This is a genomic window from uncultured Brevundimonas sp., from assembly GCF_963975535.1.
Lineage (GTDB): Bacteria > Pseudomonadota > Alphaproteobacteria > Caulobacterales > Caulobacteraceae > Brevundimonas.
Window position 1 is genome coordinate 41308 of sequence record NZ_CAXBHE010000009.1, and the last position, 23312, is coordinate 64619.

23 protein-coding genes are annotated in these 23312 nt (G+C 69.7%); 12 read left to right on the forward strand and 11 right to left on the reverse strand.

What is annotated here, in order from left to right:
* Positions 1-140 precede the first annotated feature (140 nt).
* The 10 genes from AACZ75_RS12585 to rplS all read left to right on the forward strand — a co-directional run bounded on the left by AACZ75_RS12585 (position 141) and on the right by rplS (position 8425).
* Positions 141-512 (forward strand): acyl-CoA thioesterase, encoded by a 372-nt coding sequence (locus AACZ75_RS12585; protein WP_339873378.1) that lies wholly within the window; start codon positions 141-143, stop codon positions 510-512.
* A gap of 39 nt (positions 513-551) precedes the next feature.
* The gene (gene def / locus AACZ75_RS12590) at positions 552-1130 is read left to right on the forward strand and encodes a peptide deformylase (RefSeq protein WP_339873264.1); all 579 of its coding nucleotides are present in this window, start codon (positions 552-554) and stop codon (positions 1128-1130) included.
* Positions 1130-1354 (forward strand): hypothetical protein, encoded by a 225-nt coding sequence (locus AACZ75_RS12595; RefSeq protein WP_339873265.1) that lies wholly within the window; start codon positions 1130-1132, stop codon positions 1352-1354. Before def ends, AACZ75_RS12595 begins: the two co-directional genes overlap by 1 nt.
* Positions 1355-1380: 26 nt before the next feature.
* Complete coding sequence (fmt, locus tag AACZ75_RS12600) at positions 1381-2355, forward strand: methionyl-tRNA formyltransferase (protein ID WP_339873266.1); 975 nt, start codon at positions 1381-1383, stop codon at positions 2353-2355.
* Between the two features lie 10 nt (positions 2356-2365).
* Positions 2366-3130 carry a tRNA pseudouridine(38-40) synthase TruA gene (truA, locus tag AACZ75_RS12605; RefSeq protein ID WP_339873268.1) on the forward strand — a complete coding sequence of 255 codons (765 nt, stop codon included), beginning with the start codon at positions 2366-2368 and terminating at the stop codon, positions 3128-3130.
* 33 nt (positions 3131-3163) lie between these two features.
* The gene (locus AACZ75_RS12610) at positions 3164-4825 is read left to right on the forward strand and encodes a thiamine pyrophosphate-binding protein (protein ID WP_339873270.1); all 1662 of its coding nucleotides are present in this window, start codon (positions 3164-3166) and stop codon (positions 4823-4825) included.
* A gap of 8 nt (positions 4826-4833) precedes the next feature.
* Entirely contained in the window at positions 4834-5286 is a 453-nt protein-coding gene (locus AACZ75_RS12615; RefSeq protein ID WP_339873271.1) for a hypothetical protein, read from the forward strand.
* A 69-nt stretch (positions 5287-5355) separates the two neighbouring features.
* The gene (locus tag AACZ75_RS12620) at positions 5356-7200 is read left to right on the forward strand and encodes a DUF885 domain-containing protein (RefSeq protein ID WP_339873272.1); all 1845 of its coding nucleotides are present in this window, start codon (positions 5356-5358) and stop codon (positions 7198-7200) included.
* A 44-nt stretch (positions 7201-7244) separates the two neighbouring features.
* Positions 7245-7997 (forward strand): tRNA (guanosine(37)-N1)-methyltransferase TrmD, encoded by a 753-nt coding sequence (gene trmD / locus AACZ75_RS12625; protein ID WP_339873273.1) that lies wholly within the window; start codon positions 7245-7247, stop codon positions 7995-7997.
* A gap of 2 nt (positions 7998-7999) precedes the next feature.
* Complete coding sequence (gene rplS, locus AACZ75_RS12630) at positions 8000-8425, forward strand: 50S ribosomal protein L19 (RefSeq protein WP_339873275.1); 426 nt, start codon at positions 8000-8002, stop codon at positions 8423-8425.
* Between the two features lie 66 nt (positions 8426-8491).
* On the opposite strand, the gene AACZ75_RS12635 is transcribed toward rplS, so the two are convergent.
* The 6 genes from AACZ75_RS12635 to AACZ75_RS12660 all read right to left on the reverse strand — a co-directional run bounded on the left by AACZ75_RS12635 (position 8492) and on the right by AACZ75_RS12660 (position 15387).
* Positions 8492-11560 carry a DUF3857 domain-containing protein gene (locus tag AACZ75_RS12635; protein ID WP_339873277.1) on the reverse strand — a complete coding sequence of 1023 codons (3069 nt, stop codon included), beginning with the start codon at positions 11558-11560 and terminating at the stop codon, positions 8492-8494.
* A 178-nt stretch (positions 11561-11738) separates the two neighbouring features.
* Positions 11739-12194: a PA2169 family four-helix-bundle protein gene (locus AACZ75_RS12640; protein WP_339873279.1), complete on the reverse strand. Its 456-nt coding sequence runs from the start codon at positions 12192-12194 to the stop codon at positions 11739-11741.
* 72 nt (positions 12195-12266) lie between these two features.
* Positions 12267-13079, reverse strand: a complete 813-nt coding sequence (locus tag AACZ75_RS12645) for a tryptophan 2,3-dioxygenase (protein WP_339873280.1) — start codon at positions 13077-13079, stop codon at positions 12267-12269.
* A 58-nt stretch (positions 13080-13137) separates the two neighbouring features.
* Entirely contained in the window at positions 13138-13650 is a 513-nt protein-coding gene (locus tag AACZ75_RS12650) for a CHAP domain-containing protein (protein WP_339873282.1), read from the reverse strand.
* Between the two features lie 36 nt (positions 13651-13686).
* Entirely contained in the window at positions 13687-14829 is a 1143-nt protein-coding gene (locus tag AACZ75_RS12655) for an acyltransferase (protein ID WP_339873283.1), read from the reverse strand.
* 96 nt (positions 14830-14925) lie between these two features.
* The gene (locus AACZ75_RS12660) at positions 14926-15387 is read right to left on the reverse strand and encodes a hypothetical protein (RefSeq protein ID WP_339873284.1); all 462 of its coding nucleotides are present in this window, start codon (positions 15385-15387) and stop codon (positions 14926-14928) included.
* A 94-nt stretch (positions 15388-15481) separates the two neighbouring features.
* On the opposite strand from AACZ75_RS12660, the gene AACZ75_RS12665 reads away from it, so the two are divergent.
* The gene (locus AACZ75_RS12665) at positions 15482-16630 is read left to right on the forward strand and encodes a DNA cytosine methyltransferase (RefSeq protein ID WP_339873285.1); all 1149 of its coding nucleotides are present in this window, start codon (positions 15482-15484) and stop codon (positions 16628-16630) included.
* Here AACZ75_RS12665 and AACZ75_RS12670 read toward each other — a convergent pair.
* The 4 genes from AACZ75_RS12670 to AACZ75_RS12685 form a co-directional block, all read right to left on the reverse strand.
* Positions 16627-16911, reverse strand: a complete 285-nt coding sequence (locus tag AACZ75_RS12670; protein ID WP_339873286.1) for a hypothetical protein — start codon at positions 16909-16911, stop codon at positions 16627-16629. The two genes, AACZ75_RS12665 and AACZ75_RS12670, sit on opposite strands and share 4 nt — an antisense overlap.
* Before the next feature lie 7 nt (positions 16912-16918).
* Positions 16919-17281 carry a YdbL family protein gene (locus tag AACZ75_RS12675; RefSeq protein WP_339873287.1) on the reverse strand — a complete coding sequence of 121 codons (363 nt, stop codon included), beginning with the start codon at positions 17279-17281 and terminating at the stop codon, positions 16919-16921.
* A 12-nt stretch (positions 17282-17293) separates the two neighbouring features.
* Positions 17294-17485 (reverse strand): YnbE family lipoprotein, encoded by a 192-nt coding sequence (locus tag AACZ75_RS12680; protein ID WP_339873289.1) that lies wholly within the window; start codon positions 17483-17485, stop codon positions 17294-17296.
* A gap of 80 nt (positions 17486-17565) precedes the next feature.
* Complete coding sequence (locus tag AACZ75_RS12685; protein WP_339873290.1) at positions 17566-20730, reverse strand: YdbH domain-containing protein; 3165 nt, start codon at positions 20728-20730, stop codon at positions 17566-17568.
* 547 nt (positions 20731-21277) lie between these two features.
* Between AACZ75_RS12685 and AACZ75_RS12690 the strand changes: the two genes are divergently transcribed.
* The gene (locus AACZ75_RS12690) at positions 21278-22480 is read left to right on the forward strand and encodes a peptidoglycan DD-metalloendopeptidase family protein (RefSeq protein WP_339873292.1); all 1203 of its coding nucleotides are present in this window, start codon (positions 21278-21280) and stop codon (positions 22478-22480) included.
* Between the two features lie 21 nt (positions 22481-22501).
* Here the strand turns inward: AACZ75_RS12690 and AACZ75_RS12695 are convergent, their stop codons facing one another.
* Positions 22502-23272 carry an alpha/beta hydrolase gene (locus AACZ75_RS12695; RefSeq protein ID WP_339873293.1) on the reverse strand — a complete coding sequence of 257 codons (771 nt, stop codon included), beginning with the start codon at positions 23270-23272 and terminating at the stop codon, positions 22502-22504.
* Positions 23273-23312: the final 40 nt, after the last annotated feature.

The window sequence follows — 23312 nt, forward strand, 5'->3', positions numbered from 1 at the left end:
CCATTTTTCGTCCGGTGACCCTCACTTGCCGTTTCACCGGCGGCCGCTTCCGGCCGCTCGCTGACCGGACCTCCGCCGTGACCGATTCCACCGTCGCCCACTCCTGTCCCGAAGGCCAGCCCGTCGGTCGCGTCATCGCCATGCCGGCCGATACCAATCCCGAGGGCGACATCTTCGGCGGCTGGCTGCTGGCCCATATGGACCTGTGCGGAGCGACCCCGGCGTTCGAGCGCGCCCAGGGCCGCTGCGCCACCATCGCCGTCGACGGCATGGTCTTCCTGCAGCCGGTCTCGGTCGGGGACGAGGTCAGCATCTATGCCCGGATCATCCAGACCGGCCGCACCTCGGTCCGGGTCAAGGTCGAGGCCTGGAAGCGCGCCCGGGGTCAGCCCCTGGCCGGGTCGGTCCGCGTCACCGACGGCGTCTTCACCTATGTGGCCATCGGCGCGGACCGCAAACCCCGTCCCCTGCCGACCGAGACCGGACCCGCCGGCGTCGCCGGTGTGGTGTGAAATCTTGACCTTTGGCCCCGGTCCACCTACCTGCAGACCATGGCCATTCGTCGCATCCTGACCGTCGATAACGCTGCCGATACGGCGGTGCTCAAGCAGATTTCCGTCCCCGTGGCCGAGGTCGACGACGGCGTGCGCGCGCTGATGGACGACATGCTCGAGACCATGTACGCCGCGCCGGGCATCGGTCTGGCCGCCGTGCAGGTGGGTGACCCCCGCCGTGTCATCGTCATGGACCTGAACGACCGGGTGCTGGAGGGCGAGGACGTCGCCCCCGAGCCGGTCGAGGGCGAGGCCGAGGACCGGTCGCGTCGCAACCCGCGCCATTTCGTCAATCCCGAGATCCTCTGGGCCTCGGACGAGATCTACGCCTACGAGGAGGGCTGCCTGTCGGTGCCCGAATATTTCGACGAGGTCGAACGCCCCGGCAAGGTTCGGCTCCGCTACCTCGACTACAACGGCAAGTCCGTCGAGGAAGAGGTCGAGGGGCTGTTTGCCGTCTGCATCCAGCACGAGATGGATCACCTCGAGGGCGTCCTCTTTATCGACCACCTCTCGCGCCTGAAGCGCGAGCGGGCCGTCGCCAAGGTCAAGAAACTGGCCCGGATGGCCGCCTGATGGTCCGTCCCGGAGGCAAGTCCCGCATCATTGATCCCGCCGGACGGCGGCGTCTGACCCGGTCTGAAAAGGTCGGCATCGGCAGTGTCGTGACCCTGGTCGGGGTCGGGGTGCTGGGTCTGGTCGCCGGCCTTCTGCTGGACCGGATGCTCAATTTCGACTCCGCCCTCGACGTCGGTGGCGAGTGGGATGAGGGCGGCGGCGTCGACACACGCTGGCAGTAGGCCGCAACCCCGGCTAAAGGCGGGTCATGCGCCTCGCCTTCATGGGTACCCCCGAATTCGCCGTGCCGTCCCTGGCCGAGATCATCGCCTCCGGCCATGAGGTCGTGGGCGTCTGGTCACAGCCGCCCCGTCCGCGGGGGCGCGGCCAGAAATTGACCCCGTCGCCGGTCCAGGCCTTTGCCGAAATCATGGGCCTGCCGGTGTTCACGCCGGAGTCGATGAAGTCGCCCGAGGCCATCGCCCAGTTCCAGGCCCTGGACCTCGATGCCGCCTGCGTCGTCGCCTATGGCCAGATCCTCAGGCCCGACGTGCTCGAGGCTCCGCGGCTGGGCTGTTTCAACCTGCACGGCTCCCTGCTGCCGCGCTGGCGCGGGGCCGCCCCGATCCAGCGCGCCATCATGGCCGGTGACACCGAGACCGGTGTCCAGATCATGCGCATGTCCGAGGGGCTGGACGAGGGCGACATCCTGCTGTCCGAGACCCTGGCCATCCGCCCCGACGATACCGCCGCCACCCTGTCCGAGCGGATGGCCACGGTCGGGGCCGGCCTGTGGCCGCGCGCCCTGGGGGCCATCGACCGGGGTGGCGTCACCACGCCCCAGACCGGCGAGCCCATCTATGCGAAGAAGATCACCCCGGCCGAGGCCCGGATCGACTGGGCCCGTCCGGCCGCCACGGTCGATGCCCACATTCGCGGCCTGTCGCCCTTCCCCGGAGCCTGGTGCCTCGCCCCCGGGCCCGACGGCCCGGTGCGGGTCAAGGTTCTGATGTCGGCCCCGGTCGCGGGCGAGGGCGTGCCCGGCACCGTCCTTGACGACGGCCTGACCGTGGCCTGTGGCGACGGGGCGGTGCGGTTGCTGCGGGTCCAGCGCGAGGGCAGGGCAGCCCAGGCCCCGGATGAGTTCCTGCGCGGCTTCGCCCTGCCGGCCGGCACGCTGCTGTCTCCCTCAGATAGCGAGCCCGTCATCCCCGCGAAGGCGGGGACGCGCGGCGAGCGATAGGGAAACCGGCATGCCTCGCTACCGGCTGACCCTCGAATATGACGGCCGCGCCTATCACGGCTTCCAGGCCCAGGACGGCCTGCCGACGGTGCAGGGGGCGGTCGAGACCGCGATCACCGGCTTCAGCGGCCAGACGGTGCGTATCGCCGCCGCCGGCCGCACCGACACCGGGGTCCACGCCACCGGCCAGACCATCCATCTGGACCTCGACAAGGCCTGGCCGACAGCCACGGTGATGAATGCCCTCAACGCCTGGCTGGTGCGTGAGGCCGTGGCGGTGCTGGACTGCGTCATCGTCGCCGACGACTGGCATGCGCGGTTTTCGGCCACCGGGCGTCGCTATCTGTTCCGCCTGCTCAACCGCCCGGCCCCGCCGGTGCTCGACGCGGGCCGGGTCTGGCATGTGAAGAAGCCGCTGGACGCCGACCGCATGCAGGCCGCGGCCCTGACCCTGGTCGGGCTGCACGACTTCACCACCTTTCGCGACATCGGCTGTCAGGCCAAATCCCCGCTGCGCACCCTGGACGTCGCCCGGGTGACCCGGGTCGCGGACGAGGTGCGGCTGGAATTCGCGGCGCGCAGCTTCCTGCACAGCCAGGTCCGCTCGATGACCGGGACCCTGGTCCAGGTCGGCCTCGGCCGCTGGAGCGTCGCGGACGTCGCCGCCGCCCTGGCCGCCCGCGACCGCGCCGCCTGCGGCCCGGTGGCCCCGCCGGACGGCCTGTATCTGACCGGGGTCGCCTATGATCCGCCGGTCCCGACTTCCGCCGCATAGCCAGGCACGGGGTCGATCTGCTAGCAGCGGCCCATGACCCAAGCGCCCAACACCGCCGCCCGCCGTCTGGTCGAGACCCTCGTGATGAACGGGATCGACCGCGTCTTCTGTGTGCCCGGCGAAAGCTATCTGGCCGTGCTCGACGCGCTGGCCGATGTCCGCGACCAGATCCAGGTCATCGCCTGCCGCCATGAGGCCGGGGCCGCCAACATGGCCGAGGCCTGGGGCAAGCTGACCGGCAAGCCCGGCGTCTGCATGGTCACCCGCGGGCCCGGCGCGACCCACGCCGCGATCGGGGTGCATACGGCGCACCAGGACTCGACCCCGATGATCCTGTTCGTCGGCCAGATTGCCCTGACCGATCGCGGGCGCGGGGCCTTCCAGGAGGTCGACTATCGCGAGGTGTTCGGTGGCCTGGCCAAATGGGCCACCGAGATCGAAAGTCCGCAGCGTACGGTCGAGATCGTCGAGCGCGCCTTCGCCACCGCCCTGCAGGGCCGGATGGGGCCGGTGGTCATCGCCCTGCCCGAGGACCTGCTGCACGCGGACGGCGGCCCGGCCCCGATCCGGCCGGTGAGCCCGGCCCGGGCCGGCCTCGATCCGGCCTTCGCCGACCAGGTCCGTGCCCGACTGGCCGCGGCCGAACGGCCGCTGCTGGTGCTGGGCGGATCGGGCTGGAGCGACGCCGCCACCGACGCCATCGGCGACTGGGCCGAACGGCTGGGTCTGCCCGTCGCCCTGTCGTTCCGGCGCAAGGACCTGATCTCCAACGACCGCGCCAACTATGCCGGCGACCTCGGCCTCGGCTGCAATCCGGCCCTGACGGCCCGGGTGAAAGCGGCTGACCTGATCCTCGCCATCGGTGCGCGCCTGGGCGAAAATCCGACCCAGGGCTATACCCTGTTCACCCGCGAACAGACCGCCGAGCGGCTGGTCCACATCCATCCGGGGGCCGAGGAGCTGGGCCGCGTCTGGACCCCGTCGCTCAGCGCCACCGCTGACAACTCGCTGGCCGCCCTGGCCCTGTCGTCGATCGACCCGGGCCGCCGCTGGACCGACCAGGCCATGCAGGCCCACGCCGATTACGAGACCTTCTCGAACCCGGTCACCGTCACCGGGGCGGTCAATATGTCGGACTGCATGAGCCATCTGCGCGCGGTCCTGCCCGACGACGCCATCCTGACCAATGGCGCGGGAAATTTCGCCGCCTGGCTGCACCGCTTCCACCGCCACCGGGCGCGGCGCACCCAGCTGGCCCCGACCTCGGGGGCCATGGGCTACGGCTTCCCCGCCGCTGTCGCCGCCAAGAGCGCCCATCCGGACCGCGACGTGATCTGCATCGCCGGCGACGGCGACTACATGATGACGGGCCAGGAACTGGCCACGGCGGTCCAGTACGGCATCAATGTCGTCACCGTCGTCGTCGACAACGGCACCTACGGCACCATCCGCATGCACCAGGAAGGCCACTATCCGGGGGCCGAACGGGTCATCGCCACCGACCTGAAGAACCCCGATTTCGTCAAATACGCCGAGGCCTTCGGGGCCTTCGGTATCCGCTGCGAATCCACCGAAGCCTTCCCCGCGGCCCTGGCGGCAGCACGGAACGCCGGCCGCCCGGCGATCGTTCATCTGCTGACCTCGGCCGAGGACATCGCGCCCGGTCGCACCATCACGGATCTCAGACGCCAGTAGGGCCTGCCATGTGCCGTTTGTCCGCCGCCCTGATGCCCCTGGTGCTGGCCGGCTGCGCCGCCACCGCGCCGGTGCCGGGCCCGGCCGGGCCGGTGACGGCGGGCGGCGACGACTGCGCCGTCATCGCCGCCGTCGCCCGTGACCACTATAATTTCAACACCACGGACAATCGGCCCCCGCCGCTGTGGCTGGACGGTGCCGGCAGCGGCTGGGCCCCGCGCTGCGACTGGGACCGCTACGGTCTGCGTCTCCCCGAAATCCACGACCCTGCCCGCACCCCGCCGTCGAGCCAGCCGCTGCGCTGGGTCCAGTTCAAACAGCCGCGCTATGACGGGCAGGGGGCGCTGATCGACAGCGCAATCATGCACGGCCCGCTGGCCGGCAGCGGCATCCAGTGCCGCGTCCGCTCGGGTTTTGCCGGCTGGACCGTCAGCGACTGCCGCCTCACCTGGGTCAACTAGTCCCCGTCGGGGGGTTGCGCCGATCCCGATCAGCACGGAAGGTCCCCCTCTGTTTTTCCGGGGGTCCCCATGCGCCGTATCCTGATTTCATCCGCTTCCGCCCTGCTGCTGACGGCCTGTGCCGGCGTCGCCGCGCCGGTCGCCCCGATCGGCACCATGGCCGCAGCGGTCCCGGCGCAGAGCGAGGACGCCCGGCTGGACGCCTTTTTCGACGCCGCCTTCATGGAGCTGGTCGCCCTCAGCCCCCAGGCGATGACGAGCCTGGGCCTCAAGACCGACTACGACCGCCTGAACGACTACACACCCGCCGCCGAGGCCCGGTCCCTGGCCCAGGCCCAGGCCCAGCTGGCGCGGATGAAGGCCGGGTTCCGGTACGAGGCGCTCAGCCCCCGCAGCCAGCTGTCGTGGCGGCTGTTCGAGGAAGGCGTGGCCCGTCAGGTGTCCGGCGCGCGCTGGCGCGACCATAATTATGTCTTCGCCGCCAACGGCAATCCGGCGACCAGCCTGCCGGTCTTCCTGATCAACAGCCACCGCGTCGACAGCCCGGATGACGCCCGCGCCTATGTCGCGCGTCTGGTCGAGGTCGAACGGGTGCTGAACGAGATTTCGGCCGATGTGCAGCGCCGCGCCGCCGCCGGCTTCGTGTCGCCGGCCTTCGTGTTTCCGATCACCCTGGCCGATACCCGCAATGTCATCGCCGGAGCCCCGTTCGACGGCGGCCCCGACAATCCGGTCTGGGCCGATTTCCAGAAGAAGGTCGCCGCCCTCGACACCAGCGACGCGGAAAAGGCCACGCTGCTGGCCGCCGGGCGTGACGCCCTGACCGGCCCGTTCAAACGCGGCTATGACACCGTCCTGGCCACGATCGAACGGGTCCAGCCGCTGGCCACCTCCAACGACGGCGTGTGGCGGCTGCCGGACGGCGACGCCTACTATGCCGAGCGGGTGCGGCAATCGACGACCACCGACCTGACCCCGGACCAGATCCACCAGATCGGCCTGTCCGAGGTGGCGCGCATCCAGGCCGAGATGGAGGCCATCAAGACCCGCGTCGGCTTCACCGGCTCGCTCCAGGACTTCTTCGCCCACATCAAGCGCGATCCGCGCTTCCAGTATCCGAACACGGCCGAGGGTCGCGAGGCCTATCTGGTCGACGCCCGTGCCGCCGTCGCCGACGCCATGGCGGTCGCGCCGCAGTGGTTCCACACCCTGCCGCGCGCCGCCCTCGAGGTCCGCGCTGTCGAAGCCTGGCGCCAGGAGACCGCCTCGGTCGCCTTCTACAACCGGCCGGCTCCGGACGGTTCGCGCCCCGGCATCTACTACGTCAACCTGGCCGACATGACCCAGGTGCTGAAGCCCCAGGTCGAGGCCATCAGCTATCACGAGGGCGCGCCCGGTCACCATTTCCAGATCGCCTATGCCCAGGAGATCGAGGGTCTGCCGCGCTTCCGCCGCTTCGGCGGCTACGGGGCCTTTTCCGAGGGCTGGGGCCTGTATTCCGAGCTGCTCGGCAAGGAGATGGGCTTCTACCAGGACCCCTATGCCGACTTCGGCCGCCTGTCGCTGGAGATCTGGCGGGCGGCGCGTCTGGTCACCGACACCGGCCTGCACGCCAAACGCTGGAGCCGCGAACAGGCGATCGCCTATTTCCAGCAGAACACGCTCGTGTCCGAACGCGACATCGTCAAGGAGGTCGAGCGCTACATCACCAACCCGGGCCAGGCGACCAGCTACAAGATCGGCCAGCTGAAGATCCTCGAACTGCGCGCCCGGGCCCGTCAGGCGCTGGGCGACCGCTTCGACATCCGCGACTTCCACGCGGTGGTGCTGGGCGGCGGCGGGGTGCCGCTGGACGTGCTCGAAACCCAGGTCGACGCCTGGATCGCGGCCGGCGGCGGCCGGCCGGCGCGCTGATCCCTCTCGCCTCGAGGTCCCATCGGCGGTAAAGGGCGCGCGCCATGCCCTTTACCGCCACTGTCCTGACCATGTTCCCCGAGGCCTTTCCCGGCCCGCTCGGCGTGTCGCTGATCGGCACCGCCTGGCGCGAGCGGAACCTGTGGTCCCTCGAGACAGTGGACATTCGCGCCTTTTCCGAAGATAAGCGCGGCTTCCTGGACGACACCCCCGCGGGTGGCGGCCCCGGAGCCGTACTCAAGGCGGACGTGGTGGCCCGGGCACTCGACAGTGTCTCCGGACCGGAACGGCCGCTTTTGTACATGAGTGCCCGGGGTCGGCCCCTGACCCAGGCACGCGTCAGGGACTGGGCGAAAGCGGACGGGATTACCGTCCTCTGCGGCCGGTTCGAGGGGGTGGACCAGCGCGTGCTCGACGCGCGCGGGTTCGAGGAGGTCGCCGTCGGCGACGCGGTTCTCGCCGGTGGCGAGGCGGCGGCGATGGTGGTGATCGAGGCGTGCGTACGACTGATCCCCGGTGTTCTGGGCCAGGCCGAAAGCCTGTCATCCGAGAGCTTCGAGGACGGCCTTCTGGAACATCCGCAGTACACGCGACCGCGGACGTTCGAGGGGCTGGAGATTCCCGAGGTGCTGCTGTCAGGTGACCACAAAAAGGTCGCGGCCTGGCGTCAGAGGCAACGGGAAGAGACCACGCGGGCGCGTCGGCCGGACCTCTGGGCGGCGCATCCGGGCGGAAAGACTGCGGGACATGAGCCCGCCAAATCACAGGTAAAGAGCGCAAAGCTCGAGGAGAAATAGCTATGAATATCGTCCAGCAGATCGCGGCTGAAGAAAAAGCCCGCCTGACCGACATCCGTCCGATCCCGGCCTTCCAGCCCGGCGACACCCTGCGCGTCAACGTCAAGATCAAGGAAGGCGAGCGCGAGCGCGTCCAAGCCTTCGAAGGCGTCTGCATCGCCCGCGCCGGCGGCGGCATCAACGAGAATTTCACCGTCCGCAAGATCAGCTTCGGTGAGGGCGTCGAGCGCGTCTTCCCGCTGGTCTCGCCGATGATCGAGTCCATCGAGGTCAAGCGTCGCGGCGTCGTCCGGCGCGCCAAGCTCTATTACCTGCGTGACCGTCGCGGCAAGTCGGCCCGGATCGCCGAGAAGCAGACCGTGCGCCCGGACAAGAAGGCCGTCGTGCCGGAAACCGGCAAGGCCGAGACGCCCGCCGTCGAAAGCTGATCCCTCCGGATCACCCGAATTGATCAAGGCCCCGGCGGGATCCGCCGGGGCCTTTTTCATGGTCGGTCAGAGGGGGGCGGGAGCTTCCGCCCGGCGCGCCTCATAGACCTCGAAGTCGTCACCGACGTCCGGCGCGAGGCGACGTGCAGCCTCCTTGTCCGTCCGTCCGGCGTCCGCCTGTCCCAGGGCCTCCCGGACCAGCCCGCGGCCGTAGAGGGAGGCCGCCTGGTCGGGCTCCATCGCCAAGGCGCGGTCGTAGAGGGCGAGGGCCTCGGGCAGACGACCGAGCTGCATCAGCACCATCGCGCGACTGTCGAAGGTGCTGGCGAAATCCGGCCTCAGAACCAGCGCCGCGTCGCAATCCGCCAGGGCCTGTTCGAGCTCGACTCCGGCGACCGCCCGGGTCCAGCAGAGATTGTTGAGCAGGCTCGCGCTTTGATCGGCAATCGGGCGGGCGGCCGCCATATCGTCCTGGGCACCGGCGGGGTTGTTGAGCCTGAACCGGTAACCCGCCCGGGCGATCAGGACGACGGGGTGGTCGGGTTCGAGCTCCAGCGCCTGCGTCAGCGAGGCTTCGGCCCCCGCAAGGTCACCGCGTTTTTCGCGCACAGCGGCCTGCATCTGCCACAGCGGCACCGAGGGCGGTTCCCGCGCGATCACGGCGTCCATCGCCACGCTCGCCTCTTCGAGGCGTCCGGCCGAGACGAGGACGGACACTTCCCTCAGATCCATTTCGAGCGGCTCGGAGCCCAGGTCCCGGGTGCGCCGGATATCGATCAGGGCCTTGTCCCATTCCTTCATGCCCGCATAGGCGTGAGCGCGGTACTCGAGCGCGAAATAGTCATCCGGCCATGACCGGAGCAACATCGAAAACTCGACCACCGCGTCGAGATAGCGTTCTTCCTGCAGCGCGATAAGCCCGCGCCCGTTCAAGGCCACCCGTTCGGACGAGTCCAGTTCGAGAGCCTTGTCGAAATCGGCGGCAGCCGCGTCAAACTCACCGGACCAGAACCGGATAATGCCCCGGTTGGCCCAGGCGTTGGCGTTGACGGGGTCAAGGGCGATGGCACGCGCGAACGCGGCAATCGCTTCGTCGGCCCGGTTGTTATCGTTCAGCGCCAGCCCCCGCTTGACCCAGGCGGTCGCCGTCTGCGGCTCGTCCGTTTCCAGGGCATTGAGGTCGTCGAACGTCGCCTCATAGGATGCCGGTGCCGCGATTTCGGCCCTCAGACCTGAAATCCGCCGCAGTGCCCCGGCGGCCTCGCTTCGCTCTGCCTCCGTTACCTCCGGCCGCAATGCCAGCGTGTCGCGCTCCATGACGATGCGCGCACCGTCCTTCGTCGTCCGCCGCCGGTGACGATAGGCCGCGACCTGTTCATCGACATCGACCGCATCGACGATGAAGCCCTCGCCCTCGCCGGGGAGGATAATCGTCGTTCTGAAGCGCGAGTAGGTGGGATAGCTCGTCGTTGTGGGCAGGTCCCGGAACGGACCGTCTTCCCGGCGGTCCCGCACGCCCCAATTAATTCTCGAGATCGGGATTTCCGTGCGGCGTGCGCCTCGCGAGGTCCAATCCAGCTTGACCGTGCCGGTCATCGTCAGGCGGAGCTGGTTTTGCTCGACGTCATAGGCTGATTGCACCTCACCGATCTCGGCCGATCGCAGCAGACCCTGCCAGACCACGCGCATGAAGCTCTCGCGTTGCGCCGGCGGCGCGACCGAAAATTGCAGCTGCAGCAAGGCCGCCTCGTCACCCCGGTAGATCATCTCGCCGGTGACCGGGGCCGCTGAATAGAGGCCGTCGGTCAGGTCGATCTCGAGACTCGACTCCCGCAGCGCCTCCGCCGGCGGGTGGGCCGGCATGTGAACGAGCGCCGCCCCGGCCGCCGTGACCGGAAGCACCCAGCCGTAGTCGAGTGGAACCGGGCCGGCCAGGGCGCGGTCGCCGGTCCGGGTGCCGTCGAGCCACACGGTCTGGCCATCCACGACGGCCTGCACGAAGACATGATTGAACGCCGATACGGCGGGCAGTTGCTGGTCCAATTCACGATCGAGCACATGAGCCAGCACCGGGCGCGCGTCCACGCCCAGTTCCCTGAGCAGGGCGAGCAGCAGCGCGGTCTTGCCCTTGCAGTCGCCGAGGCGCTGTTCCCAGGTCTGGTCGGCCGTGGCCGGAACCAGCCCACCCTCGCCCATCGCCAGCGCCAGATACCGCACGTCATCCTGCACCAGACGCAGGGCCGCCAGAACCTGACCCGCGGTGGTCGGATGGGAGTCACGAATGCGCACGGCCTGCGCGCGGAGGGGGGAGTCCGGCGCGAGGACTGAAGCGTCGGCATACAAGGGGGCGAATACGGCCGCGAGGTCGGCCCACGACCGGTAGTCGGATCCCTCGATCTGGCGAAGGCGATGGAACCGCAACGGTGCGTCATCGGGGACCTTGAGCGGTTCCAGCCGTGCCGACGCGATCTCGATTTCGGACCTGTTGCCCTGTCGACGGATTTGCGGCGTCGCCCAGTCATCAGAGGCGCGGATGCGGACGCCGCTCGCCGTCGGCCAGGATCCCCTGAGGAAATACTGGTCGATCATGGCCGGGAAGTTGCCCGATGCGACGAACTCGATATGCGATCCCAACACCGGCGTCTGCGACGTCACCGAATAGGCGAACTCCAGTCGATCGCCGACCCGAAGGCCGTCCAGTTGCAGCGTGGCTGTCAGAACGCCGTCAAGAATTGCCGTCTCGAGATTCGCTTCGCGCCGAAGCACGGTGAAGTCCTTGCCGGCGAGCGCATCGATGCGCTCGTCACCGCGCAGGATATCGAGATGGTGCACCGTCACGTCCTGAAAGGCCGGGTTCCAGGGCACGGCGACCGTGCCGAACCCGCTCAGGGCCTGCGGCACCAGCAGCGCCGTTCGGGACCGCACCCAGGTGTGCGAGCCCGCGTCGTCAAAATAGAACTGCTGGTCGAGGAGTTCGATGCGAAAAGCATCGCCAGGGGTAACCGGCATGGCGGACGCCGGGGCCGCCGGGGTCGCCCTGACCCAACCGGGTACCGGCCCGCGCCCGATCTGGTCTCCGGCCTGGGCCGTTGATGCGGTGAACACCGCAGCAAGCAGGATTAGGAATATACGCATGGGCCCCCCGACCACAACTTTGGTTTGCAGCAATCCGATTTCTAGCACGATGCTCTAAAACGAGAAGCGCTGCGATCACCGCGGGGCGTTGACCTTTGGGGCGGCGAAAGCCGCCTCTCTCCCCGGCGGGGAAAAAGGCGGCAGGTCGGACGTCAGGAGTGGGACGCTAGTGCGCGTCCTACTGCCGTTCCAGGCTGTGTTTCAGGTCGCGCATCTGGTCGTGGCCGTCCTTCACCGTGACATAGGCGCGGCGGATGGTCTCGCGGGTCGACGCCGAGACGTCGGAATCCTCGAGCGCCTTCTCGAACTTGGCCTTGATGAAGTCCTCGCCGTTCTCGACCGAATTGACCACGGCCTGTTCGTCGCGGAGCAGGGCATGTTTGACGTCGAGGAAGGCGCGGTGGGCCTTGGCCAGGACCGAGCCGTCATCCTCGGGCTCGCCGCCCAGGGTCAGGACCGCGCCCTTCAGGTCGCCGGCGACGCCCTGGCGTTCGAAGCTGCGCTTCTCGAACAGGCTCTGGAAATTCGGATTCTCGGTCTCGCTGGCGGCCTCGCGATAGCCGTCGGCGCTGTCCAGAGTGGTCTCGATCAGACTGTTGAGGACGTGGATGTCGTGGGACTGGGGCGTACTCATGATTGTGCCTTTCGCTGTGGGAGGAACAGCTTGAAAAGCGCGGAGACCCCGGTTTGGTTTCAGCTTGGCCGTTCAGAGTTTGCTGCGCAGCGACCACAATTCGGGGAAGCAGCGCCGCTCCAGGGTCGAGGCCAGATAGGCGACCCCCTCGGTGCCGCCGGTGCCGCGACGGCGGCCGATGATGCGCTCGACCGTCACCACATGCTTGTGCCGCCAGGTCAGCAGGGCGTCGTCCAGATCGACCAGTTTCTCGGCCAGCTGGTACAGCGGCCACCAGCGGGTGGTGTCGCGATACACCTCCAGCCACGCGGCCTCGACCCCTTCCGAGGCCACATAGGGCTGGCGCACGTCGCGGTTCAGCACCGCGTCCGGCACCGGCAGGCCGGCGGCCGCCAGCTGGGACAGGGCGTCGTCATACAGGCTGGGCGCGTCCAGGGCCGCGGTCAGGGCGGCATGGGCCTCGGGCCGGTCGACGTGGAATTTGAGGAAGCTGTCGTCCTTCAGCCCCAGCATCGTCTCGACCCGGCGGAACTGGTCGCTCTGGAAGCCCGACGACGTCCCCAGCGATCCGCGGAAGCGCAGATAGTCGGCCGGGGTCATGGTGGCCAGGATGTCCCAGCTGTGGGTCATCACCGCCTGGATACGGCTGACGCGGGCCAGGCTCTTGTAGGCCGGCACCAGATCGCCGGCCCGCACCAGCCGCTTGGCCAGGGCCAGCTCGTGCAGGATCTGCTTGAGCCACAGTTCCTTGGTCTGGTGGATGATGACAAACAGCATCTCGTCGTGCTCGTCCGAGCGCGGGTTCTGGCTGTTCAGCAGGACGTCGAGGTCCAGGTAGCTGGCGTAGGTGATCGCGGGAGGCGCGTCGGAGGTTGGGTCGGTCATGACCGATCCATAGCGCTGTCCGCCGGTCGGGAGCCAGTCCCGGACCGCGGATTCCCGGTCAGGGCTGGCCGGCGGCCCCGGTCTCGCGCGGGCCGTTGAAGGCGTCGCGGGCATTCTTGTAGATGAATCCGTAGGTCGGATAGACGGTCGAGCCGAGGTCGCTGATCGGATTGTACCAGACCTTGACCCGGCTCCAGTCGCCCTCACCGGACACGTCGACCACGGTGACGTTCTCCTCGACCTTGCCGCGGCTGCCGCCCCAGTTGGCGTGGGTCACGCGGATCACCCGGTCGGTCAGGATGTCGGAAACGACGGCGACGTGACCGCGGCTCATCCGGCCCTCGGGGCGGAACACCAGCACCGAGCCGGTCTCGGGTGCATCACCGGTGCGCAGCCGGTTGACCGCCTGGCCCCACCAGGTCCAGGCGTCGCCGAAGATGTTGATGCCGGAGAACATCCGGGCAAAGGTCACGCACTGCCAGTAGGGATCGTCCGCCTTTGCCGGTGCTGCGCCCAGGGCAAAAAACCCGAGGGAGGCTGCAACCACTGCGGCGGTGATCCGTTTCGTCATACTGGCGTGTTTCCAATTGTTTCCGGAAAAGTAGCCTTAGACGATAGTTTCCGAAGGTTGAAGAACCCTTTCCGGGGAATTTTTCCTTTCGGCCGCGTCCGCTTGCGCGCGACGTCGGCGATCGGCCATGCCCCGAAGGGCCGTTCGCGCCGGGCGTTCGACCAGATGGTAGGACGCCGCCGCCACCACCGGCAGCAGCGCGACCACGATCAGCCACACGGCGAGGGACAGCCGCTTGTCCTCGGCCCCGGTCAGCCGGGCGGCGACGTTCACCGCCAGGATCTGCCACGGTACGCAGACCATGTAGATCGAATAGCTGATCTCCCCCAGATAGACGGCGGGCTTTGACGCCAGCCAGCCGGCCCCGGCATTGGTCATCGACGCCATCCCCAGGATCAGGCCGCCGGCCAGCAGCACGGTGACGCCGTCCCACGCGCCGAGTGAGGCGCTGACCGCCATGGCCGCGGCAAACCCGGCGGTCCAGAGTCCGGCCCGCTTCAGCGGGGCGCGACGATAGGCCAGGTACAGGGCGCAGCCGAGGGCGAAACAGGGCACGATCCGCAGCGCCCCCCAGGCGAAGGTCGCCTCGGTCAGGGAGAACCCGGCCGCGGCCTCGAACGCCAGATACAGACCGGTCAGGAAGAGGGCTGCCCCGGCGACGGCCGTCCAGGGGCGTGACCGCAGCCGCCAGGCCACGAAGGCGAAGGCCGGAAAGGCCAGATAGGCGAACCATTCGGCCGAGATCGACCACGACGGGTGATTGAACCCGGCCGCCGGGGCCAGGCCCCAGGCATGGGTCATCGTCAGTTGCGCGGGCAGGGAGGCCCAGCTCAGCACATTGCCGTCGATGGTCAGGCCCGCGGCCACCGCCCCCAGCCCCAGGGCCAGCACCCCGGCCAGGGTCGCCAGATGCAGCGGATAGACCCGCGCGATCCTGGCCCACAGAAACCCGCCGTAGCGGAACTGTTTCTCGCCCGCCGCCTGCAGATAGACATGGCTGAGAATGAACCCGGACAGCACGAAGAAGGTCTCGACCCCCAGATAGCCCTTGGTCACCGCCACCGGCACCAGACCGACCCCCAGGTCGGGCCAGAAGGTGTACATCACCACCCAGGCGGCGGCGAAAAACCGCAGCGAGGTCAGGGCGCGCAGGTCAGCGGGGGGCGATACCGGAGTCATGGCCGCCATCTTGCCGGATCATCGCTTGGCGAAGGGTTAAGCCGGCACGGTCGAACGCCGGCATTTTCGCGAGGGTCTCCGTCCCGGCGGCTGACTTCAGCCCTTGTCGATCACCAGCCCGGACTCCCCGGCCGTCGCCAGGGCCGAGACCGAGGCGGCGCAGCCGGTCAGGGTCTCGCCGTCCACCTTGACCACGGCGGTCAGCGGATAGGTGCGGTCGCTCATCCCGTCGGAACAGGTGGTGGCGATCAGGGCCACGGTCAGCGGCGTACCGGTATCGGTCGTGGCCTCATAGCGGGCGGTGGTCCCCTGCAGCAGCGGCCCCGGATTGTCGGCCCGCTGCTCGGGCCGGTCGACGCCGGAATAGACCAGCGCCTGCGGCGTGATCTCGACGGCCCAGAACGGCTCATTGCCCAGGGCCCGGATCGGCCGGCCCAGATCGACCCCGGCAAGGGTGGCGGGCGAAACGTCGATTGGCGGGGCCTCCGGGTCCCCGGGCGACGGCGAACAGGCGGCCAGCAGCAGGACGGGCAGGCTGAGAAGGGCGGCGATACGCATGACGGGCTCCGGAAAACGGCCGGTATGGAGCGCCGCGGCCCGACGCGGGTCAAGAGGGGGCGCCGGCGGCCTTAGCCTGGCCTATGCTGGCCGCATGACGATTCGCGTCGACGCCCCAGCCGTGCCGCCCGCCGCCCGTTCGCCGGTGGCGTGGGAATTCTTCGCCGGCGGCGGCCTGGCCGGGCTGGGCCTGGCCGGGTTCCGCGTCGGCCTGGCCAATGACATCGACGCGATGAAGGCCGCCGCCTATCGGGCCAACCACCCCGACGTTCCGCTGCATCTGGACGACGTCTGGTCGCTGTCGGCCGCCGACCTGCCGGGGAGACCCGACCTGTGCTGGGCCTCGTCGCCGTGCCAGGATCTCAGCCTCGCCGGGGCGCGCGGCGGGTTGCAGGCGACCCGTTCGGGGGCCTTCTGGGGTTTCTGGCAGCTGATTCGGCAACTGGATGCCGACGGGCGCGCCCCACCGGTCATCGTGGTCGAGAATGTCGCCGGCCTGCTCAGTTCCGCGGGCGGGGCCGATTTCGCCGCCGTCTGTCAGGCCATGGTCGACGCCGGCTACCGGGTCGGGGCGCTGGAACTGGACGCCGCCCTGTGGCTGCCCCAGTCGCGCCCGCGCCTGTTCATCGTCGCTATGCGTGGCGTCGCCGGGCCGACCGTGCCGGCTCCGGTCGCGCCCTTCCACAGCCGGCGGCTGGTCGCCGCCCAGGCCCGCCTGCCCCGGGCCGTGCGGGCCGCCTGGGTCTGGTGGGCCCTGGCCGTTCCGGCCCGGCGCAATGGCGACCTGTCCGCCGTGCTTGAACCGGACGCGGCGGTCGACTGGTTCGACGCCGACCGTACCGGGACCCTGCTGGCCCTGTGCGCCCCCCTGCACCGGATCCAGCTGGACCGGGCCCTGGCCTCCGGCGTGCGCCAGGTCGGGGCCGGCTATCGCCGCGTCCGCACCGAGGGCCCCCGCAAGGTCCAGCGGCTCGAACTGCGCTTTGACGGCCTGGCCGGCTGCCTGCGCACCCCGGCGGGCGGGTCGTCGCGACAATATGTGGTGGTCTGTGACGACGGCCGGATCCGCGCCCGTCGCCTGACCGGGCGCGAGGCCGCGCGTCTGATGGGGGTCGACGACACCTATGCCCTGCCGGCCGGCGAGGGGGCGGCACTGAAACTGATGGGGGATGCCGTGGCCGTGCCGGTGGTCCGCGCCCTGGCCGACGGTCTGCTGCGTCCGGCGCTGTCCGGCGGCGACTAGGCCTCGGGCGGGTGCGCCGCCCTGGACGCCGCGGCGTCATCCGCCGGCAGCCGGTCGGCCTGGGCGTCCCAGCCGTCGCGATCGGAGCGGAAGGCCAGGGTCATCAGCCCCCAGGCCAGGGCGATCGAGCCGCCGATGCCGATGGCCATGGCGATCCAGCCGTGCACCGACAGCGGGCCGCCTCCGATCGCGGTCCATACGCTGGCTGTTCCGACCGTGCCGGCCGCGGCCAGGGCCACGACCGCCACGGTCAGCAGGGTGCGCTTCAACAGGGTCGGCATGGCCGGCCTAGCGGCGGACCCACTGGCCTTCGGCGTTGCGGTACCACTGGCCGGTGGTCATGCGCGGCAGCAGCTGGCTTTCGAACATCCGGGCAGCGGCCACCTCGGTCGTGGTCCCGGCGGCGGCGGCGCTCTCGGTATACAGCTGGCGGCGCGCCGTATTGATGGTCTGGACGGCGACGGTCAGGTCAGGACTGGGGGCCGGGACGCGGAAGCCCAGATAGCCATCGGCCTGTTCACCGACCACGCCTTCGGCCTTGGCCGCATCGACCATGGCCTTCTGGGACGGAGACTGGGCGATGGCGGCCCCGGCGGCGACGCCCAGGGCGGCAACGGCGGCCCCGACGACGAAGATCTTGCGCATGTTCATCTGAGCGACTCCCTAGAACAGGTTGGGGTTTTCGACGAGGAGGTCCTGGAGCTCCTTGTCGAGGCGGATGCGCACGTCGGCATCCAGCTTGGCATAGATCTGGATCGGGTCGACCTGCAGCCGGATGGTCGGGGTACAGGCCGTCAACCCGGCGGTGGCCAGGCCTCCGGCGAGCAACAGGCCGAGATGGCGCTTGGTGATCATGTCTTGGCGCTCCGGGGGTGGGAGGTACGGTTGTACCCATGTAACGCGAGTCGGGGTGAATGGGTGCTGAACGGCGGCGCTCACGGCCGGCGCGGCCCGACCCCGCCGTTGCGGGCATGGTTCAGGTCCAGCAGGTCGCTGACAAGCTGATTGACGTTCAGCGTCGTGTCCAGTGTCAGGTCGATGGCCGTGCCCGACGGCAGGGGCAGGGTCTCGTTCAGGAAGTCGCGGCGGATCAGCTGCGACAGGGTCAGGCGGATTTCCTGCTTCTGCGGCGGATCGTGCCGGCCCTTGACGTGGAACAGCACCGACAGCCGTCCCTCGTCCAGGCTGTTGACCTCGGCGGTCAGGATGTCGAAGGCCAGGTTCTCCATCGCCTGATAGGCCAGGTCCTCGACCGTGCCCGGCGGCACGGCCCCGCCGCCCCCGGCCTCGAGGTCGCTCAGGGCCGTGCGCTGGATCGACAGCCGCCCGGGCCGTGCCGCATACAGCGACCCGCCGGTGACCTTCACCCCGCGAACGGCATCCGACACGAAGGGCAGACGACCCGACACGACCGCATCCATCTGCACCCGGTCGCCGAACCCGGCCCCGGCGATAATCTCGCCCAGCTGCACCTGGTCCAGCACGATGACGCCGGTAAAGGGCAGGCTGCGGTCCAGCGGCAGGCTGAACGGCTCGAGGCTGATCGTCCCCCCGGCCACGGCCAGCTCGCCGCCCGCGACGGTGATCGCCGCCGCGTCGAGGCCGAAGGTCAGGTCCAGATCGGTCAGGGGCGCGAACGACTCCAGCCGGCTGGCGGTCAGCACCTGGCCCGGGGCGGTGACCAGCGGCGTCAGGCTGGTGAAGACGATGTCGCCCTTCAGCCCCGTCACCGGCCCGGCCGGGCTGACGAAGTCGAGCCCGGGCACGGTCAGCAGGCCTGAACTCGAGCCCGCCCCGTCGGCGGCCCAGTCGATCCGCCCGGCGAACCGGGCCGTGCCGGTCACCGGCGGTCCCAGCAGCGCTGCCAGCGGCGTCAGTTCGGCCGGTTGCAGTCCGCCCTCGGCGAACACCAGCTCGGGTGTGGTGATATCGATGCCGCCGGCCCCGTTGCGCCCGTCATGAGCCAGCACCAGCCGGCCCAGCCGGTGCCCGCCACGCTCCAGGTCGAAGGTGCCGCGCCAATTCTGGTCGACCAGCCGCGCCGCCCCGCCGGCATCAACCGGATAGAAGCGCACCGGGCTGGTGGTGTCCGCGACGCGCGCCGCATCGATCCGGGCGTCGAGGCCGATCCCGGCCGGCCCCCCGGTCGCGGTCAGGGCTCCGTCGACCCCGGCGAAACGCATGGCCAGGAACGGGGCCTCGGCACCCAGTCCGCGGACCGCGCCGCCCGCCTGCCAGCGACCGCCGGCCACGGTCACCAGGGGCCGTCCGTCGGGACACAGGTCGCCGGTCACGCCGGTGACGTCGTTGTCGCCCAACTCCAGCCGCGCCACCGTCATCGCGACACAGTCGGCGGAACTGTAGGTCAGCGTCCCGCGGTTCGAGGCCAGCACGCCCCGCGTCTGCAGCGTCAGGCCGCGGGCCAGGTCGAAGTCCAGCGCCGCGCGGCCGTCCAGCCGGGCGCGGAAACCGCCCGGGGTCAGTCCCCAGGCCGGAATCGCGAACTGCGCCTCCGGCAGGCCGGGTCCGCGCGTCGCCGTCAGGTTCAGCGCACCGCCGCCCGCCTGTCCGTCGGGGGCGGCGAACACAGGTCCGGCCGCCGGGGTCAGGGTCAGGACGCCGCCGCTGGCCGGGGCCAGCCGCACCGGCCGGTCCATGACCAGTCGCACGCCCGGCTCTGCGGCCGACAGGCGCAGGCGGGGCGCGTCGATTGAAAAGTCGGCCAGGGCCCGTTTCATCGCCGCCAGGTCGGGCAGGTCGTCGGCCTTCGCCGCGCCGAACAGGGGCCAGGCTCCGTGCGCCGCCCGCAGCGACCCCGCCGCTTCCAGCCGCAGCCCGGCGTCAAAGACCAGATCCAGATCCAGCGCCCCGGTCACGGTCTTCAGGCTCAGGTCGCTCCAGTCCAGTTGTCGTGCCGTCAGTCGCACCGGCCCGGCGGCCTCGACCGCCGCCCCGCGCCCGCCGAGGGTGAAGCGCGATCCGTCCACGCTCAGGGCGGTGCCGTCGACGCCGGCCCCGCGGGCGCGGGCCGCCGTCAGTCCGGCGCTCCCGTCCAGCCGCCAGCCGAGGCCGCGATCATCGCGATCGACCACGGTCCGGGCGTCCGTCAGGCGCAGTGACAGCGTGCGCAGGTCGAGACCCTGGCCGCCGATCCGGCCCGCCGTCAGGCCAAGGTCGCTCTGACCGGTCAGATTGAGCGCGTCGATCCAGCCCGTGACCTGTCCGGCAAAGCCCAGCGTCGCCACGGCGGCATCGGCCCCGAGACCGGCCCCGTCCAGCCGGTCGCCGGTCAGCCGGCCGTCCAGTGTCGCCTGACCGTCCATCTGTCGCGCCTCGCTGTCCGGATAGGGCAGGTCGCCGGTCGCCGTCAGTCGCAGGCCGCGCCCGCTCCAGCCTTGCAGATCGGCCCGGTCGGCGGCCGCCGTCAGCTGCAGCGCCACCCGGTCGCCGGTGGTGACCAGGCGCAGGGTCCCGCCCAGGCCCTGTGCCAGCTGGCCGTCGGTTCCGAGCGCCTGGCGGGGCAGGGTCGCGGTCAGCTGCATCAGCCGGCCGTCATCGACGCGGGCGTCGGCCTGCAGCAGCACCGGTCCCTGGTCGGTGGTCAGCCGGACCTGGCCGCCTTCGACGAGAATGCGGGGCCCGGGCGTCGCGTCACTCGGCGGCCGCGCCATGACATCGGCGATCAGGGGGTCCAGCGATCCGAACGACAGCTTGCCGTCCTGCCAGCGCGCCCTGACGACCGGGCGCACCAGGCGGATGCGGTCGGGGGTCAGGCCGGCTCCACCCGACGACCACGGCAGGGTGATGCCGTAGTCGACCTCGACCCGGTCGACGACCAGGTCGGGATTGGCGGGGTCGCCCAGCCGGACCCGGGCAATGATTCCATCCAGGGTGACCCGCTCGACCGCGACGTCGGCGTCGATCCCCTGACTCTCCAGCCAGCCGACCAGAACCTGGCGGGTGACCGCCCGCTTGTTCAGATAGAGGGCGGCCAGCAGGATCAGCAGTCCCGCGGCCAGCCCGACGGCAATGCGCCCGCCGCGACCGGTTGCGGGGCGGCGGCCGGACGGGCGGGGACTGTTAGTCCGGACGTCAGTCACCGGCGGCTCCGTGCATGTCCTGAAGTGGGACGGGGTGGAACAGTTTATCGTCCCGGATCCGGTAGAGTATCGTCGACGTTGCTGATTGAACACTATGGCGTGGCACTTCAGACACTTTCAGTTCGACGATGGCAACGGGACCGACGGATGAGTCGATTGGCGCGCGATTTTTACCCTAACGCCGTGAATAGACTGTTCGCTCCGGGCATCGAGCGGCATGTTGAACTGTCTATTACCGCTGAAACGCCGTGCGGTTAATCATTTGTAACCCTGATGCTTCCCATGATGGGTTTCACAGGTTATATCGCTCGCTTCGCGACCTTTGGGGCTCCTGGGCGCGATCCTTGCTTGAAGTGACTTGGCGCCGTGTGGCGTCGCAGTATGTCGGGGACCGATGGCTCAGTTCGACCCACGTCGCCAACCGATGCGTATCGCACCGCACGCCCTCACGGCGGTGGCCGCGATCTCGGTGGCGCTGCTCGCTGGACGAGTTTACCAACCTGCGCATGCGGTAGAGGCTCCGTCTCTGACCCAGCAGGAATTTTCCGTGCTTGAGGCCCAGGCCTTCGCCACTGCCGGCATGCCCGAGGGACTGACGGCCCCCGAGGCCATTCCCGTCCAGATTCGCCGCGGCGAGACCTTCGAACAGGCTGTGCGTCGCACCGGGATCGGTGCCGAGGAAGCCAGCGCCGTCGCCGCCACCATCGCCAGCGCCTTTGATCTGAAGGACCTTCGCGCCGGCCTCCGTTTTGAAACCGCCATCTCCCAGCCCCGCGCCGGCCGCGGCGACGCCCGCCTGATCGGCCTGACCATGCGCACCGGTCCGGCCAGCCAGCTGACCGTGTCGCGCAGCTTCGACGGCGCGCTGCGCCTGCGGGCCCTGGACGAGAAGGTCACCGACGAAACCGTGGTTCTGAAGGGCGAGGTCCGCGGATCCCTGTCGTCCTCGGCCCAGCGCGCCGGGGCCCCGGCCGCGGTCCGCCGCCGCGCCATCCAGCTGTTCGCCCACAAATTCGATCTGGACCGCGATATCCGCGCCAGTGACGACTATACCTTCGTCTTCCCGCGCTCGGTGACCGAAAGCGGTCGTACGGTCGAGTCCGGCGACCTGCTCTATGCCGAGCTCAAGGGCGTCGCCTTCTACCGGTTCAAGCGCGAAGGTGAGCGCGAGGCCCAGTATTTCGACGCCACCGGCAAGAACATGCGCTCGACCATGATGCGCACGCCGCTGGATCGCGGCTTCCGCATCTCCTCGTCCTTCGGCTTCCGCCGTCATCCGATCGCCGGCTATCGCAAGATGCACCAGGGCATGGATTTCGCCGCCGGCACCGGCACACCGGTGATCGCTCCCGCCGACGGCGTGGTGGTCGAGGCCCGGCGCTGGGGCGGCTACGGCAACTGGCTTCGTATCCGTCACGCCAACGGTCTGGAAAGCGGCTACGGCCACCTGTCGCGCTACGGCTCGGGCATCCGGGCCGGCCAGCGCGTCCGCCAGGGTCAGACCGTCGCCTATGTCGGCTCGACCGGGGCCTCCACCGGCCCACACCTGCATTACGAGATCTGGCGCAACGGTCAGCGGATCAATCCCGCCGGCATCCGCACCTCCGAAGGCACGATCCTGACCGGGTCGGAGCTGGCCGCGTTCCGCGCCGAAAAGGCCCGGATCGATCGCATCATCGCCGCCGGCGGTGAACGCAAGCCGGCCGTGCTTGAAGCCTCGGTCGAAGGTCTGCGCCCCGCCCGCGCCTAGGGTCGTCTCTGCCGTTTCAGGTCACGCGGGCGACCCCGCTGAACCGCGCGTCCGCATGGCCTCCACCGCCTCGACCAGCCGCGCCAGATCCGCCGGGCCGGACAGGCGATGGTCGCCGCCCTCGATGAAGTCCAGACGCACGTCGCCGCCGGTCAGCTGTTCGGTCAGGGCCAGGGCGTGCCGCCACGGCACCACGGCGTCGGCCCGTCCCTGCAGAATGTGAACCGGGGCGGCGAGGGGGATCGGCGCGTCCAGCAGCAACCAGGTCCGGGCCTCCTCGAACATCGCCCGCGTCAGCACATAGGAGCCGAGGCCCTCCTCGACGATCACCGTCTCGCCGTCGCGCAGGATCGCCTGCCGTTCGTGGTCGGCCAGACCCGGCCACATCAGCCGTTCGGTGAAATCCTGGGCCGGATTGATCAGCACCAGACCCGCCATCCGCTCCGGTCGCGCCAGGGCCAGCAGCAGGGCGACCCAGCCGCCCATCGATGAGCCGACCGGAATGACGGGCCCGTCCAGACTGTCGATCAGGGCCATGGCGTCCTCGCGCCAGCGGCCGATCGTCGCCTGCCGCCAGTCGCCCGACGACTGCCCGTGGGCGAAATGGTCGTAGCGCACAAAGGCCCAGCCCCGTTCACGCGCGGCGGTCCCCAGCACCAGGGCCTTGGTTCCCTCCATGTCCGACCGGAAGCCGCCGATCCACACGACCACGGGCCCGTCGCCGGCCGTGGCGCGGAAGGCCAGGCGCTCGCCGTCGGGTCGGGTCAGATAGCGGATGGTGTCGTCAGTCATGTCCGTGCCTCTCGCCCTATCGTTCCCGGCCTGATAGCGA

What these genes read in the sequence shown, in the direction of transcription:
- AACZ75_RS12585 (WP_339873378.1), top strand. Translation starts at nt 141, where the DNA reads ATGCCGGCCGATACCAATCCCGAGGGCGACATCTTCGGCGGCTGGCTG.
- def (WP_339873264.1), top strand. Translation starts at nt 552, where the DNA reads ATGGCCATTCGTCGCATCCTGACCGTCGATAACGCTGCCGATACGGCG.
- AACZ75_RS12595 (WP_339873265.1), top strand. Translation starts at nt 1,130, where the DNA reads ATGGTCCGTCCCGGAGGCAAGTCCCGCATCATTGATCCCGCCGGACGG.
- fmt (WP_339873266.1), top strand. Translation starts at nt 1,381, where the DNA reads ATGCGCCTCGCCTTCATGGGTACCCCCGAATTCGCCGTGCCGTCCCTG.
- truA (WP_339873268.1), top strand. Translation starts at nt 2,366, where the DNA reads ATGCCTCGCTACCGGCTGACCCTCGAATATGACGGCCGCGCCTATCAC.
- AACZ75_RS12610 (WP_339873270.1), top strand. Translation starts at nt 3,164, where the DNA reads ATGACCCAAGCGCCCAACACCGCCGCCCGCCGTCTGGTCGAGACCCTC.
- AACZ75_RS12615 (WP_339873271.1), top strand. Translation starts at nt 4,834, where the DNA reads ATGTGCCGTTTGTCCGCCGCCCTGATGCCCCTGGTGCTGGCCGGCTGC.
- AACZ75_RS12620 (WP_339873272.1), top strand. Translation starts at nt 5,356, where the DNA reads ATGCGCCGTATCCTGATTTCATCCGCTTCCGCCCTGCTGCTGACGGCC.
- trmD (WP_339873273.1), top strand. Translation starts at nt 7,245, where the DNA reads ATGCCCTTTACCGCCACTGTCCTGACCATGTTCCCCGAGGCCTTTCCC.
- rplS (WP_339873275.1), top strand. Translation starts at nt 8,000, where the DNA reads ATGAATATCGTCCAGCAGATCGCGGCTGAAGAAAAAGCCCGCCTGACC.
- AACZ75_RS12635 (WP_339873277.1), bottom strand. Translation starts at nt 11,560, where the DNA reads ATGCGTATATTCCTAATCCTGCTTGCTGCGGTGTTCACCGCATCAACG.
- AACZ75_RS12640 (WP_339873279.1), bottom strand. Translation starts at nt 12,194, where the DNA reads ATGAGTACGCCCCAGTCCCACGACATCCACGTCCTCAACAGTCTGATC.
- AACZ75_RS12645 (WP_339873280.1), bottom strand. Translation starts at nt 13,079, where the DNA reads ATGACCGACCCAACCTCCGACGCGCCTCCCGCGATCACCTACGCCAGC.
- AACZ75_RS12650 (WP_339873282.1), bottom strand. Translation starts at nt 13,650, where the DNA reads ATGACGAAACGGATCACCGCCGCAGTGGTTGCAGCCTCCCTCGGGTTT.
- AACZ75_RS12655 (WP_339873283.1), bottom strand. Translation starts at nt 14,829, where the DNA reads ATGACTCCGGTATCGCCCCCCGCTGACCTGCGCGCCCTGACCTCGCTG.
- AACZ75_RS12660 (WP_339873284.1), bottom strand. Translation starts at nt 15,387, where the DNA reads ATGCGTATCGCCGCCCTTCTCAGCCTGCCCGTCCTGCTGCTGGCCGCC.
- AACZ75_RS12665 (WP_339873285.1), top strand. Translation starts at nt 15,482, where the DNA reads ATGACGATTCGCGTCGACGCCCCAGCCGTGCCGCCCGCCGCCCGTTCG.
- AACZ75_RS12670 (WP_339873286.1), bottom strand. Translation starts at nt 16,911, where the DNA reads ATGCCGACCCTGTTGAAGCGCACCCTGCTGACCGTGGCGGTCGTGGCC.
- AACZ75_RS12675 (WP_339873287.1), bottom strand. Translation starts at nt 17,281, where the DNA reads ATGAACATGCGCAAGATCTTCGTCGTCGGGGCCGCCGTTGCCGCCCTG.
- AACZ75_RS12680 (WP_339873289.1), bottom strand. Translation starts at nt 17,485, where the DNA reads ATGATCACCAAGCGCCATCTCGGCCTGTTGCTCGCCGGAGGCCTGGCC.
- AACZ75_RS12695 (WP_339873293.1), bottom strand. Translation starts at nt 23,272, where the DNA reads ATGACTGACGACACCATCCGCTATCTGACCCGACCCGACGGCGAGCGC.